At 62.5% G+C, this 18883-nt stretch carries 17 protein-coding genes; 7 read left to right on the forward strand and 10 right to left on the reverse strand.

The window, feature by feature from the left end; translation table 11 throughout:
* The first annotated feature begins 67 nt into the window (after positions 1–67).
* Genes WAQ08_RS20125 through WAQ08_RS20135 form a run of 3 tightly spaced genes read left to right on the forward strand, consistent with a single transcriptional unit; the run spans position 68 to position 3213 of the window.
* Positions 68–1297, forward strand: a complete 1230-nt coding sequence (locus tag WAQ08_RS20125) for an acyl-CoA dehydrogenase family protein (RefSeq protein WP_422194159.1) — start codon at positions 68–70, stop codon at positions 1295–1297.
* A 44-nt stretch (positions 1298–1341) separates the two neighbouring features.
* On the forward strand, positions 1342–2415 hold the full coding sequence (locus WAQ08_RS20130; RefSeq protein WP_422194161.1) for a phosphotransferase family protein: 1074 nt from the start codon (positions 1342–1344) through the stop codon (positions 2413–2415).
* 24 nt (positions 2416–2439) lie between these two features.
* Entirely contained in the window at positions 2440–3213 is a 774-nt protein-coding gene (locus WAQ08_RS20135) for an SDR family oxidoreductase (RefSeq protein WP_422194163.1), read from the forward strand.
* A gap of 54 nt (positions 3214–3267) precedes the next feature.
* On the opposite strand, the gene cysE is transcribed toward WAQ08_RS20135, so the two are convergent.
* Entirely contained in the window at positions 3268–4068 is an 801-nt protein-coding gene (gene cysE, locus WAQ08_RS20140; protein WP_422194165.1) for a serine O-acetyltransferase, read from the reverse strand.
* Between the two features lie 101 nt (positions 4069–4169).
* Positions 4170–4928 carry an RNA methyltransferase gene (locus WAQ08_RS20145; protein ID WP_422194167.1) on the reverse strand — a complete coding sequence of 253 codons (759 nt, stop codon included), beginning with the start codon at positions 4926–4928 and terminating at the stop codon, positions 4170–4172.
* Positions 4929–5176: 248 nt separating this feature from the next.
* Here WAQ08_RS20145 and WAQ08_RS20150 point away from each other — a divergent pair, with 248 nt between their 5' ends.
* A complete protein-coding gene (locus tag WAQ08_RS20150) occupies positions 5177–6247 on the forward strand; it encodes an inositol monophosphatase family protein (protein WP_422194169.1) in 1071 nt (356 codons plus the stop codon).
* Positions 6248–6260: 13 nt separating this feature from the next.
* On the forward strand, positions 6261–7355 hold the full coding sequence (locus WAQ08_RS20155; RefSeq protein WP_422194171.1) for a porin: 1095 nt from the start codon (positions 6261–6263) through the stop codon (positions 7353–7355).
* Between the two features lie 10 nt (positions 7356–7365).
* Here WAQ08_RS20155 and WAQ08_RS20160 read toward each other — a convergent pair whose 3' ends face one another.
* Positions 7366–8037: a PEP-CTERM sorting domain-containing protein gene (locus tag WAQ08_RS20160; RefSeq protein ID WP_422194172.1), complete on the reverse strand. Its 672-nt coding sequence runs from the start codon at positions 8035–8037 to the stop codon at positions 7366–7368.
* A 448-nt stretch (positions 8038–8485) separates the two neighbouring features.
* Between WAQ08_RS20160 and WAQ08_RS20165 the strand changes: the two genes are divergently transcribed.
* Positions 8486–9043 carry a hypothetical protein gene (locus WAQ08_RS20165; protein ID WP_422194173.1) on the forward strand — a complete coding sequence of 186 codons (558 nt, stop codon included), beginning with the start codon at positions 8486–8488 and terminating at the stop codon, positions 9041–9043.
* On the opposite strand, the gene WAQ08_RS20170 is transcribed toward WAQ08_RS20165, so the two are convergent.
* The 3 genes from WAQ08_RS20170 to mobQ all read right to left on the reverse strand — a co-directional run bounded on the left by WAQ08_RS20170 (position 9025) and on the right by mobQ (position 12469).
* A complete protein-coding gene (locus tag WAQ08_RS20170) occupies positions 9025–10179 on the reverse strand; it encodes an ArdC family protein (protein ID WP_422194174.1) in 1155 nt (384 codons plus the stop codon). The two genes, WAQ08_RS20165 and WAQ08_RS20170, sit on opposite strands and share 19 nt — an antisense overlap.
* A 183-nt stretch (positions 10180–10362) precedes the next feature.
* Positions 10363–11136 (reverse strand): hypothetical protein, encoded by a 774-nt coding sequence (locus WAQ08_RS20175; RefSeq protein ID WP_422194175.1) that lies wholly within the window; start codon positions 11134–11136, stop codon positions 10363–10365.
* Positions 11137–11365: 229 nt separating this feature from the next.
* A complete protein-coding gene (gene mobQ / locus WAQ08_RS20180) occupies positions 11366–12469 on the reverse strand; it encodes a MobQ family relaxase (protein ID WP_422194177.1) in 1104 nt (367 codons plus the stop codon).
* Between the two features lie 151 nt (positions 12470–12620).
* On the opposite strand from mobQ, the gene WAQ08_RS20185 reads away from it, so the two are divergent.
* Positions 12621–13070, forward strand: coding sequence for a conjugal transfer protein TraD (locus tag WAQ08_RS20185; RefSeq protein WP_422194178.1), 450 nt, complete (start codon positions 12621–12623; stop codon positions 13068–13070).
* Positions 13071–13263: 193 nt separating this feature from the next.
* Here the strand turns inward: WAQ08_RS20185 and repC are convergent, their stop codons facing one another.
* From repC to WAQ08_RS20205, 4 genes are all read right to left on the reverse strand, one after another.
* A complete protein-coding gene (gene repC / locus WAQ08_RS20190) occupies positions 13264–14361 on the reverse strand; it encodes a replication protein C, IncQ-type (protein WP_422194180.1) in 1098 nt (365 codons plus the stop codon).
* A gap of 102 nt (positions 14362–14463) precedes the next feature.
* A complete protein-coding gene (locus WAQ08_RS20195) occupies positions 14464–17301 on the reverse strand; it encodes an ATP-binding protein (protein ID WP_422194182.1) in 2838 nt (945 codons plus the stop codon).
* Positions 17302–17306: 5 nt separating this feature from the next.
* Positions 17307–17828: a hypothetical protein gene (locus WAQ08_RS20200; protein ID WP_422194184.1), complete on the reverse strand. Its 522-nt coding sequence runs from the start codon at positions 17826–17828 to the stop codon at positions 17307–17309.
* Positions 17815–18873 carry an AAA family ATPase gene (locus WAQ08_RS20205; RefSeq protein ID WP_422194185.1) on the reverse strand — a complete coding sequence of 353 codons (1059 nt, stop codon included), beginning with the start codon at positions 18871–18873 and terminating at the stop codon, positions 17815–17817. The genes WAQ08_RS20200 and WAQ08_RS20205 overlap by 14 nt, the downstream gene beginning before the upstream one ends.
* Positions 18874–18883 lie beyond the last annotated feature (10 nt).

Raw genomic sequence — 18883 nt, forward strand, 5'->3', positions numbered from 1 at the left:
TCATTTGATTCATCTCAAGGCTGTTCCTAAACTTTGGCGCACAACACACCACCCCTGGAGACTTGCCATGGACTTCGGCCACTCGCCCCGCGCTCAGGAATACATCGAACGCGTCAGCGCCTTCATGCGCGACCACATCACCCCGGCGGAAGAGGCCTACCACGCTCAGTTGACGGGTGGCGCCGACTGGCGTCAGTGGCGCCAGCCCGCGATCATGGAAGACCTCAAGGCCAAGGCGCGCGCCGCCGGCCTGTGGAACCTGTTCCTGCCTGATCCGCACCACGGTGCGGGCTTGAAAGTGGTGGAATACGCCGCCCTGGCCGAGCTGATGGGCCATTCGCTGATGGCCGCCGAGGTGTTCAACTGCAATGCGCCCGACACCGGCAACATGGAGGTGCTGCACATGTACGGCACCGCCGCGCAGCAAGACCGCTGGCTCACGCAACTGCTGGAAGGCAAGATCCGCTCGGCCTTCTGCATGACCGAGCCCGCCGTGGCATCGAGTGACGCCACCAACATGCAAGCCACCGCCGTGCCCGAAGGCGATGACATCGTCATCAACGGCCGCAAGTGGTTCAGCTCCGGCATCGGCCACCCGAACTGCCAGGTGCTGATCTTCATGGGCCTGACGGATCCGGATGCGGATCGCCACGCGCGCCACTCGATGATCCTGGTGCCTTTGAACACCCCCGGCGTGAAGATCCAGCGCATGCTGCCCGCCTTCGGCACCTATGACGAACCCTTCGGCCACGGCGAGGTGGTGTTCGACAACGTGCGCGTGCCGAAAGAGAATGTGATCGCCGGCCTGGGCCGTGGTTTCGAGATCGCCCAAGGCCGTCTGGGCCCGGGCCGCATCCACCACTGCATGCGTACCATCGGCGCGGCCGAGCGCGCCCTGTCGCTGATGTGCGCGCGGGGTGACAGCCGCGTGGCCTTCGGCAAGCCGCTCACGCAACTGGGTGGCAACGTGGACATCATTGCCGACGCGCGCATGGCCATCGAGCAGGCCCGCCTGCTCACGCTCAAGGCCGCGTGGATGATGGACACCGTGGGCGTGAAGGCCGCGATGAGCGAGATCTCGCAGATCAAGGTGGTGGCCCCCAACATGGCGCAGAAGGTGCTGGACGCGGCCATCCAGATGCACGGCGCGCTGGGCGCCACGCTGGACACACCGCTGACCGCGCTGGCCGGCTATGTGCGCACGGTGCGCATCGTGGACGGCCCGGATGAAGTGCACCGCCGCGTGGTCGCCCGCTTCGAGCTGGGCAGGCAGAAGGCTGCGCGCGATCTGGCCTGATACTTGTCTGACAACACGCTCACCAGAAGCGAGACAGGAGACCCATGAGCAAAGCACCCATTGACGATGCCGGCAGCGTGCGCGCAGGCGAGGAGGTCGACCTCGACCGCGTCGGCGCCTTTTTAAAGGCCTCGGGCCTCAAGCTCGACGGCACGCCCACCCTGAAGCAGTTCCCGGGCGGCGCCTCGAACCTGACCTACCTGATCCACTACGACAACCGCGACCTGATCCTGCGGCGCCCCCCGTTTGGCCGCATCGCCAAGTCGTCGCACGACATGGTGCGCGAGGCCCGCATCATGCAGGCCCTGCGTCCGGTCTATCCGACGGTGCCTGAGATCCTCACCATCTGCGAAGACACCGAGGTCATCGGGGTGCCGTTTTATGTGATGGAGCGCCTGGTGGGTGTGATCCCGCGCCAGAACCTGCCGCGTGAACTGGCGCTCGATGCCGATCAGACGCGTCAACTGTGCCGCAACGTGATCGACCGCCTGGTCGAACTGCACAAGCTCGATCCCAAAGCCACGGGCCTGGACAGCTTCGGCAAGGGCGAGGGCTATGTGGCCCGCCAGGTGGAGGGCTGGAGCAAGCGCTACCGTGCCGCGATCACCGACGACGTGGGCGGTTTCGAATCGGTGATGCAATGGCTGGCCGACAAGCAGCCCAAGCAGGAAGTAGCCATCTGCCTGATCCACAACGACTTCCGCTTCGACAACGTCGTGCTCGATCCACAGGATCCGCTCGAGGTGATCGGCGTGCTCGACTGGGAAATGGCCACGCTGGGCGACCCGATGATGGACCTGGGCAGCGCGCTGGCCTACTGGGTGCAGGCCGATGACGACCCCTTCATGCAGGGCTCGCGCCGCCAGCCCACCAACGCGCCGGGCATGCTCACGCGCGATGAGGTCATCGCCTACTACGGCGAGCGCACCGGCTGGAGCGTGGCCAACTTCGATTTCTACGAGGTCTACGGCCTGTTCCGGCTGATGGGCATCGTGCAGCAGATCTACAAGCGCTTCAAGGAAGGCAGCACCACCAACCCGGCGTTCGCCAACTTCGGGCCTTTCGTGAACTACCTGGGCCAGCGCTGCGAGCGGATCATCGCCGCGTCCAAGCTCTGAGCACCTGAATCAAAGAACATCAGCATGAGCACCACCCCCAACACCTTCGACCTGAGCGGCAAGGTTGCCCTCGTCACCGGCGCCAGCCGGGGCATCGGCGAGGCCATCGCGCGCCTGCTGGCCGCGCATGGCGCGCACGTCATCGTCTCCAGCCGCAAGGCCGAATCCTGCGAGGCCGTGGCCCAGTCCATCCGCGAAGCGGGTGGCAAGGCCTCCGTGCTGGCCTGCCACGTGGGCGAGATGGCCCAGATCGACGCGGCCTTCGCCGCCGTGCGCGAGCAGTTCGGCCGCCTGGACATCCTGGTCAACAACGCGGCCACCAATCCCTACTTCGGCCACATCACCGACACCGATCTGGGCGCCTTCCAGAAGACGGTGGACGTGAACATCCGCGGCTACTTCTTCATGTGCTCGCAGGGCGCCAAGCTGATGGCGGCCAACGGCGGCGGCTCGATCATCAACATCGCCTCGGTCAACGGCGTGATCCCGGGCATGGCCCAGGGCATCTACTCCATCACCAAGGCGGCCGTGATCTCGATGACGCACGCCTTCGCCAAGGAATGCGCGCCGATGAAGGTGCGCGTCAATGCCATCCTGCCCGGCGCCACGGACACCAAGTTCGCCTCGGCCCTGGTCAAGAACGACGCGATCCTGTCCAAGGTGATGGAGCACACGCCGATCAACCGTGTGGCGGAGCCGTCGGAGATGGCCGGTGCCGCGCTGTACCTGGCCAGCGATGCGGCCAGCTACACCACGGGCGCGGCGCTCAACGTGGACGGCGGTTACCTGCTGGGTTGATGCAAAGCGTGATCTCCTCTGGCCGGGATGGCTCGGAGGCGATCCATCGCCGACTTACTTGACGAGCCGGTTCAGGCCTTCGGCATCGAAGTGCTCGGTCTTCTGCGCATCACAAGGCATGCAGTCACGGCCAGCCTCGGTGCGGGCCTCACCGGCCAGTTTCTCGACGGCCTGCCACAGCAGCGCGATCTGGTGCTCATGCCCCGAGGCATGGTCGATCAGCCCGCGCAGCGCCTGCGACAGCGGGTCGTCGCCCTCGGTCACCCCGTAGGCAGAAAAGCCCATCTTGGCGGCCACGGCCTCGCGCTTGGCCTGGTCTTCGTCCAGCACCTGCACCTTGGCCACGATGATGCGGGCCGGGTTGCCCACCGCTGTGGCGTTCTCCGGCACCGGCTTGGTGACCACAGCGTTGGAGCCCACGCGGGCGCCATCGCCCACAGTGAAGCCGCCCAGCACCTGCGCATTGGCGCCGATGATCACACCTTTGCCCAGGGTAGGGTGGCGCTTGGTGCCCTTGCTCAGCGAGGTGCCGCCCAGGGTCACGCCCTGGTAGATGGTGCAGTCGTCGCCCACCTCGGCCGTCTCGCCGATCACGACACCCATGCCATGGTCGATGAACACGCGCCGGCCCATGCGAGCCCCCGGATGGATCTCGATGCCCGTGAGGAAGCGGCCCCAGTGCGACAGCCAGCGGCCCAGCCACTTCAAGCCGTTCACCCAGCACCAGTGCGCCAGTCGGTGCATGGCCAGAGCGTGCAGACCGGGGTAACAGGTCAGCACCTCCCAGGCGGAGCGGGCCGCGGGATCACGTTCCAGGATGCAGGCGATGTCTTCTCGCAGGCGGGCAAAGAGCATGGGGCGCTTATGCGTTTTTTGAATGCAGGTCGGCAAGTTTACCGGTCGGGTAAAGAACTTGCCCCGCGGCGGGCCAGGCGCTCAGAGCCTTACTGGCCGGCTCAATCTCGGGCTGCTCCGCTGCGACATCGCTCCGTGAGGGCCTTGGCGATGCCCCGCAGGATGTGGATTTCTTCCTGGCGCAACTGCGCGCGGTTGAGCAACTGGTTCAGGCGCGGCATCAACTTCTTGGGCGCAGCCGGATCCAGGAATCCGATGTCGATCAGCGCCTGCTGCCAATGTTCCAGCGCGCCCTGCACGGCCTGGCCGCTGGCCAGTTCGGCATCCGGCGTGCGCGCCTCGACGGCGAAGCCGCCCAACGCCTGGCGCCATTCGTAGGCCAGCACCTGCACCGCCTGGGCCAGGTTCAACGAGCCGTAAGCGGGGTTGGTCGGGATGCTCATCACCGCATGGCAGCGGTAGACATCGTCATTGGCCATGCCGTAGCGCTCGCTGCCGAACACGAAGGCCACCTTGTGCACCGTTTCGCCGGAGGCCAACGCGGCCAGCCCATCGCGGGGCGTGATCGTGGGCGGGCCGAAATCGCGGGGCGTCATGGCCGTGGCGATGGCGTAGGTGACGCCCTCCAGCGCCTCGGCCAGCGTGTCCACGATGCGCGCGCGGACCAGGATGTCGGCCGCGCCGCTGGCCATGGCCACGGTCTCTTCCTGAACCAGCACGTCGCCGAAGCGGGGGCGCACCAGCACCAACTCGGAGAAGCCCATCACCTTCATCGCACGCGCCGTCGCCCCCACGTTGCCGGGGTGGCTGGTGCCGATCAGGATGAACCGCGTCGGGTCCGGCTTCACTTCAGAAATCACGCTCAAGCCCTTGAAAATACACAGCCGCCACTTGGAAGGGGGTGGCAAAAACTGGGGGAAACGCTAGAATCGTCATTCTCCCTCGTTCTTTGTCCACTGTTGCGCCCCGTTGTTGACCTTGGCCTGGCTTTGCGCCGGCGGGGGTCCCGTGTTCCTTGTTCGGGTTTTTGTGCGTGTCTGTGAGCGTGTGCCCATGAGAGCACTGCCTGCAGCACGGTCAGTCCCGTTTTGACCCCATTGCTGCCCTCATGTCACAAACCGCCCTGCACCCCATGCTCAACATCGCCATCAAGGCGGCCCGCGCGGCCGGGGCGATCATCAACCGGGCATCGCTCGATGTCGAGCGGCTCACCGTCAGCGCCAAATCCCACAATGATTTCGTGACGGAAGTGGACCAGGCGGCCGAAGAGGCCATCATCGATACCATCCTGGCGGCATACCCCAGCCACGGCATCCTGGCCGAAGAATCCGGCCAGTCGCGCGGCAACAAGACCAGCGAGTTCGTCTGGATCATCGATCCGCTGGACGGCACCACCAACTTCATTCACGGCTTCCCGGTCTACGCGGTGTCCATCGCGCTGGCGTGGCGCGGCCAGGTGCAGCAGGCCGTGGTGTACGACCCGTCCCGCAACGACCTGTTCTATGCGTCGCGCGGCAAGGGCGCCTACATGAACGACCGCCGCCTGCGCGTCTCCAAGCGCACGCGCATGCTCGACAGCCTGATCGGCACGGGCTTTCCCTTCCGCAAGGGTGACAACTTCCAACGCTATCTCAAGATGTTCGAAGATGTGATGGTGCAGTGCGCCGGCGTGCGCCGCCCGGGCGCCGCCGCGCTGGACCTGTGCTACGTGGCCGCCGGCTTCTACGACGGCTTCTTCGAAACCGGCCTGAGCCCCTGGGACATCGCCGCCGGCTCGCTGATGATCACCGAGGCGGGTGGTCTGGTCGGCAACTTCACCGGCGAGGCTGATTTCCTGTACCAGCGCGAGGTGGTCGCTGGCAACCCGCGCATCTACGGCCAGTTGGTGCAGATCCTGTCGCCCTACACCCGTGTGATCAAGGAAGAACCCAAGGACACATCTGGGCTGGGCGCAAGTGCCGCAGGCATCGGATCCTATGCGGATGATACCGACGCGGAAGAGGGCGATGCCGCGCTGCAGGCCCTGAATGCGGCTGAAGAAGCCAAGCCTGCCGAACCCAAGCCCGTGGTGCGCAAGCGCATCACCGCCGCGGCCAAGGCCGCCGAGGTGGCGGCTGATCAAACTGCTGAAAAGCCTGCTCTCCGACGCTCGCCCCGCTCGGATGACGCGCCTTTCTGAGGCGGATGCCGGGATGCGCACGCTCAGCCCGACTTCACTCAAGTCCGTTTCCACCATCGCCCTGGTGTGCGCCTCGCTGTGCACGCCGATGAGTGCCGCCCACGCGCAGGTCAGCCTCTACGGGCTGCTGGATTTGTCTGCCGAACACATTTCCGGCCAGGGTTTTTCGCTCTCCCGGGTGTCTTCGAGCAACCTGAACACCTCGCGCCTGGGTTTGCGGGCTGAAGAAGTGCTGAGCAGCGGCCTGAAAGTGCGCGCCACGCTGGAAACCGCCGTGTCGGCCGACACGGGGGCCAACAGCGGCGGCAGTGCGCGCTTCTTCGATCGTCAGGCCCATGTGGGCCTGATTGGCAGTTGGGGTGAGTTGCGCCTGGGCCGCACGGACACGCCGCTGGGCGTGGCCGCCGATCTCGCCGGCACCCAGGCATTTGACGACCTGACCATCGTGGGCGCGCGCGGTACCATGCGCTACCGCCGCATTGACAACAGCATTACTTACCTGCTGCCCACGGTCCTCCACGGGCTGAGCGGGCAGGTGCAGTACTCCTTGGCGTCATCGGGCTTCGGTGGCAGCGGCCTGGCCGACAACCGTGTCACTGGCGACGAAGCCATCGGCGGCAAGGCCTGGGGCTTCAACCTGATCTACGCGGCCGGCCCCTTCCAAGCGGCACTGGGCCACCTGCATGCGCACGACGAGAACATCCTGGCCGCCGGCAAGCAGGGCGCCAACGCCACCATGGTGCTGGCCAGCTACGATTTCGGCGTGCTCAAGGTCACGGCCTACGCCAATGACGAGACCAACGCCTCCGTCATCAGCGGGGCCGACCATCTGCGCACCATCGGCGCCAAGCTGGCCGTACCCGTTGGTCAGGATCTGGTGCTGACGGCGGGCGCCTCACGCACGCGCGGCACCACCGATGCGCGCAGCGACGACGACCGGGTCGCCATCTTCTCGCTCAAGGGCGTCTACACCCTGTCGCGCAGCACCTCGCTGTACGGTTGGCTGGTCAATGTGGACAACGAGGATGCGGCCAACAAGGGCGTGATCGCCCCGGGCGCAGGGCAATCCGGCCGGGGCCTGGCCTTCGGGGTGCGGCACCTGTTCTGAGCAGGTCTGATCACGCAGCCTGACGGCGCCGAGCCGTCAGCACCGCCACCGCCCCTGCGGCCAGCAGCGCCCAGGCGGCGGGCTCGGGCACCGCGGTCACGTTGATGGTGGTGCTCTGCGAGCCGAACGAGCCGTCGCTCGAGTAGGTGTCGCCGCCATCGTCATAAACGAAGTTCCAGGACGTGCAGACCAGCGCGTTGCTGCCGTCGGGATCCTCATTGAAGCAATCCCGGCTGGCCGTTTCATTGCTGTGGTAGGTCTCGATGCTGCTGCCCCAGCCGCCCGTGAGGGTGATGTCGATGCTGCCGGCCACGGGGAACAGCACGGAAAAACTCCAGGTGTCCGAGTGGCTGCTGCCGGGCAGCAGGACCGGTGAGTCGGAAAAACTCTGGCCACCAGCCTGCAACCAGATCGAGTTCAAGGTCTCGTTTTCGTAGTTGTACCAGTTGGCCGCCCAGATCTGGTAGCCCTCAGCCGGCTCGGGCTCCGGATTGCTGCCGCCGTTGGTGGCGGCGGTGGTGCTGAGCCCGAAACTAACCGTGAAGTCCACCAGCGTGCCCTCGGCCACCGTGGTGGCGCTGGCACTGAAGCTGTTGATCTGGCCCGTGGCCGCCAGTGCACCCGTGGATGCGGCTGTCAAGACGACGCCCATCAAAGCGGTGGAAAGCGTGGCTTTCAGCATGAGTGTCTCCCGTTTGACTTCAAGATGAGCCTGCGGAGTGCCGCGGGCCAGGTGGATCGCCAGGGCGGCGTACTGCTGATGCCGGCAGAGCGCTGGCGAGCGTACCCAGCGCCTCAAGTTGGGGCAATCCCACGTTTGATGCTTCGAGCAGGCGCGCGCCGGAAGGCGCTCCACAACCTGCGAAAATACGCGGATGTCTTCCCAGCCCCTGGACAACACCTTGCCCGAGCGCGACGCGGCCAACAGCCCGCGTCCAGCGGCCGACCTCAGCGCCCACACCCCCATGATGCAGCAGTACCTTATTTTTTAGTTTTTCTCCTCTGAAACCTAAGATTTCTCTGTTTTTTTACTACATCCTGGCTACATAGCAATTACGGTTCTTTCCGTTTCTTCACTTTTGGTGCGCCAAGGTCAAAACTGAGTCCTGTCATTTAAGAAAGGAAAAGTTATGACACACCCACAAAAGTGGAACCTGCACTCGGCCAACTGGAATCTGCTTTCAGCCGCCCCAGAAAATCTGCTGAGAATCAGCAACCCGCTCCCAGATATGGAAGCGTACGCACTGCGTCGTCGTCCGTTCCTGCTGTTCGACAGAGCCAACTGGAAAATTGACCCGGAATACGTATGCCCTGGCATCTCTGTTTGGGGGAAGAGGCACGATTTCTATGCCAAGCCAGGAAAACCTCCCAAATGCCTTCGAGACAGTCGGAGCGCCACGTCCAAGCTCGTTGAGAACGACGTTGCCATGGATTTGTTCAAGCAGCTAGGCATCATCTTCGGCCCGCAGGGAACCGCTCTTTGCGGAATGATGGATAGCGTAGGCGATTGGGAGCACTTCCGCGCATTGGCTTTCATGCCCCCTCATCTAATTGATAGCGCCATCAGAAAGAAGCTGCGAAAGAGCGACTTCCATACGGCTGTACAAATTGCCGACGAAGTGGCACTCAAACACTGGGGTTCGCTGGACAGAAAATATCCGACGGTGGACTACGAGCCATCGAAGTGACGCGTTGACCCAGTCCAAGGCACTGACTGGGCATGCTCTGACAGCGCCTCGGACACGGGCACAAAACCATGTCGCCGTACGGTGGTACCACGTCGTGCGGCCTGCTGGGCACGCAACAGCAGGCCTTCCACTCCCGAAGCCACAGCTTTGTGGCCTAAGACGGCTGAGAGCATGGCTGGTGCTGAATCTGATACGGGCACTGATATCGCTGGGGCACTGCCCCGCCCCATAACGAAATCCACCATCCGACGCGCATCCTTGGCGGCCCGGAACACCTCGAACTTGTCCTCCCGGAGCTTTTTCAGCCAGGCGCCCACATACGCAGCGTGGTTGTCCATCGGAGTGGCGACGCCAAGCTCAGCGCAAAGGCAAGCGCTAAAAATCTCGGCCCTCAGCTCCTCCTGCATATAGGCTTCTGTACCCCACACGCCGAACTTGCGGTTGAGACGGTGCTCCGCACCGGTCCAGTGGCCCAGTTCATGGGCTAACGTCCCAGCAAACTCCTCCGCACTGGCAAACGCTCCTTCTGGCGGCATCTGGATGAAGTCTCGGCCTGGGCCAGGCGCGTAAAAGGCCCGATTGCCACCATAGCGAATCTCCGGCTGCAAGCGTTCGACCAACTGCTGCACGGATTGCAGCGGGGTCCACGGGCGCTCTGGCTGAGGCAAAGGCGCCAAGCCCTCCAATTGAGTCGCATGGAACACACGGTATTCCGTCAAGAATGGAATCTGCCGCGGGGATTCGGTGGCGGCCCCCTGGCCCTCTCGGGGCGCAGTGCCATCACCCGGCACTTCACGCCCCTTGGCGTCGAGCATCTTGAAGAAGTACACGGGGGTGGACTTGCTCCCCTTCCTGACCTTGGCGCCCATCTCGTTGGCTTGCTTAAAAGTGAACCAACGGTTGTCAGAATAGCCTTCCGCTTGCGCAGTCATCATCAAAAGCAGGGCGTTGACCCCGTTATACGGACGCGAACTGGTGCCGTTCATGGGCACGCCCGCTGCGGCCACGTCTTGCCAGGGGCGTTGCCACGGTGCAGTGCCTGCCTCAATGGCAGCTATCAGCTTGTCCGTGACCTCCTGATACAGGTCCCTCTTCACCATGGACCGGGAACGTCGAGAAAATTTGGCGTCACTCATGGTACGGCCCTCCGTCCTCGACAACATCCTCTGGTCCCGACAAGTGCACTCCGACTTGCAGGCCGGAATCGGTCCACAGCTCTGCGTGGAAATAGCTGGCCTCACCATCCAGCACGGCCTGCATCTCTTCTATGAGTGCTCGCGCCAGGTCAGGGGTCAGCGAGATAAATTGGGGTCTGCCATTCATAGGACACCTCCCGCACAGTCACCGCCCAGCGAGTCCAGGAACCGCATCAAAGCATCGTCGTCATTCACGCGCATGCGCAACCCCAGCGTCCGACTGCCGATGGAAACCTCCATCGCAGCGGTCTGCGGCAAACTGCGCGGCGTCAAAAGGCCTGCAAGACCGGGGGGCGCTCCTGGTGCGCTGCCTATTGCGGCCCCCTCACTGAGACAGAAATATTCCTGCGTAGCAGGACTCAACCGCTCGTAGCGGATTGGGCGCTGATCCATGGGGCACAGCACTGCCGCGTTCGGCGCCAATGAAAAATCACGTCCGCATGTGACGGCTTCGGTGGCTGCCTCGATATGGGTTTCGCGCAGACCAAGGCCAGCAATAAGCAGCACCGATGGGTCGATGTCGAAAACGAGCGCACACGCTTTCTCAGCGCGATTTCGCAGCACAACAAAACACCACCAACGCTGGCCACCCGAACTGCACACCAAAAAATACTCTGGCGGCACGGCTTCCAAGAACGGGATGGCCAGCACGGTTTCGCTCGGAAACCAGTGCAACAGGTCGAGTGCCAGGTAGGCCACCTCCATCCCAAAGCAATTGCCAAGGGGCGGCGACTGCGTGGCGACCGTAGGTGACAGGCGTTCAAGCCAAGCAAAACTGGCTGGATCGTGCACGCGATGAAAGTAATGCGCAGGCATCCAGACCTTGGGTGCCGCAGGCAGTACCACAGCAGCTTGGGGCTGCTCTCTTGTTGGAGAAAGTGTGCTCATTACTTGCATGTCCACTCTCCTTCCACTTCCGGGGTCACCGGAGCGGGTGCACGCACCCAATCCCGACGGGTCGGAGCACGCGACACAGGCCGTGGAGGAATCGGAATGCCAAAGTGCCTGCGCTCCAACGTACGGACAGCATCACGGGCGTGAGGGCTCCACTGCCCCGCTTGAATGCCTGGCGGTCGGGTTACAAAAATTGCGGCGATGAGCTGGAACAGAAGTGATATCAGCATGGTTAGTCTCCTTGAATAAAGCCGTCCGAGACATGCGAGACCTCGGGCTGCGGGGTTGAACGGTGGATGGGACTCGTGGGTCCGCAGGCGCCGGATGAGCGCCGGGCGATGACTCCCGCGACTGAAAAATCCCGTGTCAGCACATCGCTGGCGGGCGTCCAGATACGGGGTGTGATGGGGGTGGCAGGTGCCGTGGGCACGATGGTGGCGCTGGACGCACTACCCGCCCGTTTGGCGTCGCGCTCTGCCAAGGCTTCGGTAATGGTGCTGGTCAAGTCCACAAGCTGGGACTGCACCCGCGCCACATCGGCGCGAACCTTGGTCAGTTCGACCTGGGTCTGCACCCAAGCGTTGTATTCCGCGCGGGCATTCCAAGCTTCTGCGTTGGCATGGGTCCGACGCCCCTGGTGCACCGTGGCGGGGAGGTCAATGCCTCGGCCCAGATTGCTGCGATGGTCTATGCGCTCAACGCTCCCAGCGCTCTCCAAGGCCACATTGCAGGCAGTGGCCCAAGCTTCGCGCCATCGAGTCACCAAGGCGGGACTGTTCCAGTCCCGACGCTTGCCACCAAAACCTTCTGCCTCTACGTCGCGCAGCGTCAGCATGATGTGGGCATGGGGGTTGCCGGTCTTTGCGTGCAGCGCAATGTCCGCGACCATGCCCAAACTCACAAAGTGCTCGTTCACGTACCCGTGAAGGAGCGCAATGTGCTGCGCATGGGTAAGTTCGATGGGGAGTGCAACCTCGACCTCGCGGGCCAATTGACTGTTGGCCCTTGTCTCGATGGCTTCGACCTGGTTCCACAGTTGTGGGCGGTCAAAAACCCAAGCGGCGGCACCGTGCGGCGCCAGGATTGCGCGGTATGCCACTTCGCGTTTGCGGGTGCTGTTGAACACAAGCCCCGTGCGGGCACAACTGAACCGCATGCCTGCCCGATAGGCCGCTGCGGCGACCGCGTTACCGCCGTCGCTGCGCGTGATGACCTGTACTGCAAAATGAAATATCGCCATCGTCCCTCCTTTGCCGACGATCAGGCAAAGGTCGTGGCGATGGCGCTGCGTGTGTCCGCGATTGGCGGCACAGGCTCTTGCAGCGGCTGTTTTCAAGGCCCCGCCTGGCGCACACAAACGGAGTTTGTATAAGTGCGCTTGTGGGGCTTGCCTTCCCTGTAATGCTTGACTGTCTCCATCTCAAACTGCCAGATTGAATTGCCCTCTGCAATAAGAAGGAGGGCAGAACAATTACAGGGAGACAAACATGACCGTTCAACATCAAAAAACAACCGCTCAGCCAAGCGCCCCGCCCCCACTGGCCCGGTTGCGTGTGCGTGAAGCAGCACTCCGGCATGAAGCTGCGCAATTGCAGGCTCGGGCTGAGCATCTGGACCGCGTGGGGCGAGCGCATGCGCAGCGCTTACAACGGCGCATCGACGCTCACGAAAAAATCGTGCTCGGTGCCTTGGTCAAGAAAGCGGGGCTCGACATCCCGCAGTCCGAAGCCCATCGGCCACCAAACGACGACGATTCGACGCCGTTGCGTGGTGGACTCGCCGCCCAATCGACGGCATACGACCGCGCCCTGATCCTCGGAGCGCTGTTGTGGCTGGAATCAACGCTGAATCAACCAGAGAACGACGTCGTTTCGGTGCCGAATCGGCAGCGTCTGCGCGACGACGGGCTGCAAGCGCTGAAAAAGACCAAGCGCTGACAACCTCCGCCGGTTGAAGTGCCACTGCTCCGCAGGCGGCCAGGTGGTATCAAAGTGATATCACCTCTATTCCTTGGCTCGTACGACACACCCAAAATCACAAGGCGTGTAACCCCCGGGCGATGCACCGGAGCATAGGTGCGACGGGGCTTCGCCCCACACCATGGAAAGTCTTGAACTTTCCTGATGGTTCTTAGAGCGCGAACTCAATACCGTCAAACTCCGCACTGGGCGCCGGTTCCAGCCGATTGGCGGTGGGCGTGGCGACGACATTGGTGGGCGTGGTAGCGAATACGGGGGTGGTGCCAGCGGGTACGGTGGGGGTTGCAGCGGTGTGCGCACCGCTCGCACTCTGAGCATCTTGCTCGGCTTGCGCAAGAGTGCCCGCGAACCGGGGCTTGCGAACCCGCAGTTGCTTGCCGTCCGCAGACAGGTCACAAGACCATCCCCGCAACTCGCCGACTTCCTTGATAGCCTGGCGCAAGGTGCGCATCCGGTCTTTGCGGGCATCACTATGAGGCGGTGGGTCACCCCATACATTGACCAGCAGTTTGTCCAGGCCAACGGACTTACGCTCCACGGGCGACGCCCATGCAGAGAGCCAGGCATGCAGCCGCTTGGCTGGTTTGCTCTTCAATGAGCGATGCTCTCGCATGTTGACCCAGGCAACGCCCTGGCGCCTCACGGCGAACCAAGCTGCTTCAACGCTTATCGCTATCCGCACATGGGTGTCTGAACATGTGAACGCCAGGAACCGACTAGCCCCCTCCCCCGTATGGCTGGGGCCATGCATCTGTCGATGCACGGTGAGCTGGGAAAGCCTATTGAGAGATGCGAGCACGCTCCGCGCATTGGTGCCAGTGCGCGTCAATCCTATGCCGTGCGCAACGTCAGACAGTTTGACAACCACCACCGAAATGCCTTGGTCGCTCCACAGCCCCGAAGCGCCAAGCGCTGCGCAGTACACGGGGTATCTCTCATGGTCAGGCGCAAGGTGCACCCGATTACCAGCAGCCATCAACTGGCACAGGTGCAGAAGCACCGTCTGGTCAACGATGTTCAAGGCCTCTGGACTGCGGAAGACGTACTCCACCCGCTGCTTTTGGATGGTCGTCTCGTACTCGATTTCCAGCGAGACAACCGGCGCCCCGTTCTGGGTTGGCCGAAACAGCCCCTGCGCGAAGATGACTGCGGGCCACACGGGGGCGTGGTCCATGTAATCGACCACGTAGCGGCTGGCGTCGTCCGGAAAACGCGGCTGGGGCGATGTGTATTTTTTTAGTTTGCTCATGCTTGCTCCTTGGTGCTGATCCAAAGTAGCAAGCAGATTTGGGTTCACGCAAACATTCCGCCCCAACGCGCCGTCATGGTCCCTACCGCCAGTGACAGCAGGCTATTCCTGCTCGAAGTTGGCGGAGCGGAATTTCAGCACCCCGCAGTTCTCCTTGATGGTCCGCTGCAAGCCTGCCTCAAAACCATCGCGCGTGCGGGCCTCAATTTCGACGGTAACGGTGACATCCACCCCACTCTGGGCCGCGAAGTGCTGAATCACCTCGTTCACGATGGTCGAAAAGTCCATCGTTGCCGTCGTGGCATCCACCTCCACCAGTCCAAAGAACCGGTTGGGCAGTGCCACCGCAGCCGTCGCCGCCGTGGCTCCCTCGGACTTGGAGGCCACCGGACGCTGGCCGGGCAATGGCGTGCCAGGCACACCGCTGCCGACATTGGCAGGCACCGCTTGCTGTGCTGCACGCTCGCGCTGCTCCGCATCCAGCTTCTGTTGGTACTCGATGGCCGCCGCCTGGCTAATGAGCACGGTGTCGGCATCCATTGTGACCAATGCCGAGTGGCCGAAGGAAAACCCCAGCCAACGATCACCATCCTTGCCCGCCGCATAGCCAAACCCGTCACGGGTGGCGCAGCCTGCCGTCACCGCCTGCACAAACACATCAGAGTTCAGCAGGCGTGGCAGGTACAGGTACTGGCAACTGTCTTGCCACACTTTCAAAGCCGAGACCTCGGTGACGCCTTCTTTGAAGTACCACTGGTTCAACACCCGGTTCAGGTGGACGGGCGACCACGCACTCACCAGCCATTCTTCTTCTTTGAGCTTGCTCTCAATCGCATCGACCACGCTCGGTGCAGACGCCGACAGGGCCACTGCCTCCCAGCGCAGTGCCAGCTTGCCGCGCACCATCTCTTCGGTGGGCACCATCAGCCAGCGATAGGTCTCGCGCACCATCTGTTTGACGCCATCCTCAGCACCGTCCATGGCGCGCTTGGCCTGGTCGGCCTGGTACGTGCCCAGGTCGATACGGCGGTTCTGCACGTCTTCCACGATGGACTTCCATGCCAGATAGGTCCGCACGGCATCACGCAGGCGCTGCACAGCGTCACCATCGGGCGCCAGGAAAATCAGCCGGTTGCGTTTCAGCCGTGGTGCATCGCCCCGCTTTTCCAGCACCTCGGTGGCAGCCAACAAGGCCAACGACTCATCTTGCTTGCGGTAACCCGCATTGGGCGGCAACACCACCAGGCGCGGCCCCAAGCCAAAGTCGTCGGGCACATCGGCAGACGGCGTGAAAACGTGGATGCCCGCAAAGTGGTTGCCCTTGGAAAACACCCTGCCCACGCGGTCGCGCAGCACTGGCATCACGTCGTCAGCGTCTTTCAGGTTGGCCTTGCGGCTTTCCATTTCGCGGCGCAGGTTGGGGCGCGTGTCGAACCAGTAGCTGTCCTTTTCACCGTAGAGGTAATGCAGCCGATCACGCAGGCGTTTGATGACATCCTCATACGTGCCCACGGCCTGCCCTGGCTGCACAGCACCCAGCAAGATGCCTTCCACCCGAATGCCGCGCACCGCCTGCGCAGCGTTTGATGGCGCACTGCCCAAGAAGATGGTGCGCGCCACGCGCCGCGCAGCCTGCAAGCTGCCAAACCGGGTGTCGTGCCCGTCAATGTCTGCCGCTGCTGAGCGAGGGCCATCCATTTCACGTTCAATCACCGGCTCCCAGCCATTGGGCAGGTAGTGGATGCTCTTGTTGCGCACCAGCGCATCGTCCAGCGGCAACGAGCCCGGCATGATGAGCGGGTCTTTGTCACGGCTGTCCCACAGCCTGTGGATGACGATGGCCATGTACTGCAACACCCCCCGAGTGCGCTGAAACTTGTCCAGCGTGGACCAGTCCTCATACAGCCGGTCAAACACCTCCGGGTGAATCGGGTAGGCGTGCGCGATGCGCTCCTCGTAGCGCGCCTCCTGCGTCTCGCTAGGGAACTTGGTCGGGTTCTGGCGGTACAGCTCGCCAAAAGCCCGTGCCGTGGCGTTCACCTGCGCTGGGTCGCCCACAGTGTCAAACAAGCGCCTGCGTACAATCTCGAAGGCCTCTTCCGCTGCCACCGGCTTCCAGACCGATTCAACGCGGCCAAAGTATTTTTCCAGCACATCCAGCGCGCGCTGCCCCTGTGTGCCTGCCGCCTCGGTTTCTGACTGCGGTAGCGATGCCAGCAAGATGGCGTTGGGCACACTCTTCATCGCCTCGGTCAGCGCCTGGATGAAGGTGATGTTGCTGTCAAACGTGCCGCCGGGATAGCTCTTGCCGGGCTCCAACTGGCGCACATACGCTACTAGCTCGTCCAGCAACACCACGCACGGCGCGGCGCGTTGCAGCAGTGTCGTCAGCACGTCTTTACCGGGGGATGTGCCCGCCTGATCGGCATCGGCCAGCAACGCATAGCCCTCGGTTCCCAGCAACTGAACAGCCAAATCACCCCACAACGTGTTCACCGTGGTGCCCGCATGCGAGCGCGGCAGGCTGGGCGAGAACTTGATGCCGTCAATCACCGCCACCCGTGCCTGCGGCAGCGAGGTCACGCCTGCGGCATCCAGAATGGGCGGGATGCCCGCCAGCTTCTCGGTCGGACACTGGCGGCTGGCCAGGTGGTACACCGCCAGCAGCGTGTGAGTCTTGCCGCCACCAAATGCCGTTTGCAGCTGGATGACCGGGTCACCACCCCGCCCCGACAAACGTTCGGCCACGCTTTGCAGCAATAGGCGCATGCCTTCGGTGATGAAGGTGCGGGCAAAGAACTTCTCGGCGTCCTGGTACTCAGGCTCGGCCGTGCCTGCATGCACCTGCGAGATATCAGCCGCGAACTCGCTTTGCTTGAAAGTGCCTTCCAGCACGTCCTTGTGGGGGTGGGCGACTTCGCGCCAAGGTTTGATGCTCATCCCATTTATCCCTGAACGGCCCAGCTCATACCAGGCTTGATAGTGTGCTGATCAACAACGCAAGGGTGCGGGTCAATCGCTTTGATCAACGTTTTCAGCTTTTGCAGCACCTTGTCAGACTCGATGGCTTTTGGACGCAGCCGCGAACGGCTGCGCGGCGTTTCGAGGTGCAAAACGACTCGCAAGTGGCGCTTCCGCAATAGCGTTTCCGCCACACGCTTCTCGTCCGCGTCATTGGCATGCAATCGGGCCGATATCAAGCCCGCCAAGGTGTCGCGTACTTTCAGCGCAACCTCATCTGCAAGGTCAATTGCCTTGGTGCGCGGATTGACCCGGTAGTCTTTGACTTCGATGAGCCATCCTGTGTCAGCCGCCGCATAGACCACATCGACAGCCTTCGTGCCCCCAAATGCGCTGTTGAACTGATTGCGATAATGCGACCATGCGTCGTACTTGCTCGACAAGCCCCCTCGCGCAAAGGTGAAGGTCAGCCGATCCTCTGTAATGGGGTTTTCAATCACGGGCATGCAACCCCTCCACAGCCATGAATCGATCAGACTGATGCAACTCCTCATCCAAAAGCACCAGTGTCTTGATGTCGTACAAATCAGCGCTCTGCTCTAACTCAGTAGGCTTTCCTAAGCCACTCGCTTTGAGCGCAAAGTACCTTGGTGCGAGGGACTGGAATGGTGCATCTTGCAATAGCATTTCAAGCTCGCGCATCAGGAAGAGTGAGTGCGTTGCGATGAAAACCTGAATACCCTGCTGGCACAGCGTGAGAATGCTGCGGGCCAGCACCTTGATGAGCTTAGGGTTCATGTTCGTTTCAGGCTCATCCCAAAGCAGGCAGCCCTTGTCCAGCAGTACCCCCGTGCTGATCAAGCGTGCCAACATGGCCAGCTTTCGCAGGCCTTCGGCCACCAGCGGCATTTCCATGTTGCCCTCGCCTGGAATGCTCAGATAGAACTCACCGGTGCCAGAGTCCACCACCACCTTGCCCCCCATAGCCTCTTCCAGAGGCTGCAAGAGGGTTGCGGCCTTTTTCTCCCTAGGCCCCTTGACGCTGGGCGTGCCTAGCAAGGACACGGTATCGCGCCAGCTTTCTTCAAAGCGCAGGTGGTAGTTGTCATACAGAGGCCCAAACCAAGGGCACAGCGTGACGAGTTCACGCGTCGGAATGTAGGCGGGTGCAAGCCCCAAAGCCTTGGAAGGTGCTTTGTCCAGTTGTACCTCTGACTTGGCCTGAGAGGCAAAACTGAAAGCGCACGACAGCGCGGCATCTTTCATGTCCACCCGCACTTCGCAACGCTCGCGCCCTTGCTTACGTTTGGCAAGGCGCCCAAGAGCATCAGGCCTGAACACACCAACCAGCTTCTCGGCATAGGCTTTTTGCAGCTCAACCTTGGTCAAATCCTTGGCATCGGCATTGACCTTCAATACCGCGTACAACAATTTGAGCAACTGCGACTTGCCCAGCCCGTTCTCGCCCACGATCACATTCAGACCAGGCGAAAACTGGTACTCCGCATTGGGCAATGGCCCAAAGTTCTTGATAACGGCCTTGTTCAGCATGGCGATCCCT

Source organism: Aquabacterium sp. (genome assembly GCF_049274795.1).
Classification (GTDB): Bacteria; Pseudomonadota; Gammaproteobacteria; order Burkholderiales; family Burkholderiaceae_C; genus Aquabacterium.

Coding starts and splice junctions, on each gene's coding strand:
- WAQ08_RS20125 (WP_422194159.1), top strand. CDS start 68: ATGGACTTCGGCCACTCGCCCCGCGCTCAGGAATACATCGAACGCGTC.
- WAQ08_RS20130 (WP_422194161.1), top strand. CDS start 1,342: ATGAGCAAAGCACCCATTGACGATGCCGGCAGCGTGCGCGCAGGCGAG.
- WAQ08_RS20135 (WP_422194163.1), top strand. CDS start 2,440: ATGAGCACCACCCCCAACACCTTCGACCTGAGCGGCAAGGTTGCCCTC.
- cysE (WP_422194165.1), bottom strand. CDS start 4,068: ATGCTCTTTGCCCGCCTGCGAGAAGACATCGCCTGCATCCTGGAACGT.
- WAQ08_RS20150 (WP_422194169.1), top strand. CDS start 5,177: ATGTCACAAACCGCCCTGCACCCCATGCTCAACATCGCCATCAAGGCG.
- WAQ08_RS20155 (WP_422194171.1), top strand. CDS start 6,261: ATGCGCACGCTCAGCCCGACTTCACTCAAGTCCGTTTCCACCATCGCC.
- WAQ08_RS20160 (WP_422194172.1), bottom strand. CDS start 8,037: ATGCTGAAAGCCACGCTTTCCACCGCTTTGATGGGCGTCGTCTTGACA.
- WAQ08_RS20165 (WP_422194173.1), top strand. CDS start 8,486: ATGACACACCCACAAAAGTGGAACCTGCACTCGGCCAACTGGAATCTG.
- WAQ08_RS20170 (WP_422194174.1), bottom strand. CDS start 10,179: ATGAGTGACGCCAAATTTTCTCGACGTTCCCGGTCCATGGTGAAGAGG.
- WAQ08_RS20175 (WP_422194175.1), bottom strand. CDS start 11,136: ATGCAAGTAATGAGCACACTTTCTCCAACAAGAGAGCAGCCCCAAGCT.
- WAQ08_RS20185 (WP_422194178.1), top strand. CDS start 12,621: ATGACCGTTCAACATCAAAAAACAACCGCTCAGCCAAGCGCCCCGCCC.
- repC (WP_422194180.1), bottom strand. CDS start 14,361: ATGAGCAAACTAAAAAAATACACATCGCCCCAGCCGCGTTTTCCGGAC.
- WAQ08_RS20195 (WP_422194182.1), bottom strand. CDS start 17,301: ATGAGCATCAAACCTTGGCGCGAAGTCGCCCACCCCCACAAGGACGTG.
- WAQ08_RS20200 (WP_422194184.1), bottom strand. CDS start 17,828: ATGCCCGTGATTGAAAACCCCATTACAGAGGATCGGCTGACCTTCACC.
- WAQ08_RS20205 (WP_422194185.1), bottom strand. CDS start 18,873: ATGCTGAACAAGGCCGTTATCAAGAACTTTGGGCCATTGCCCAATGCG.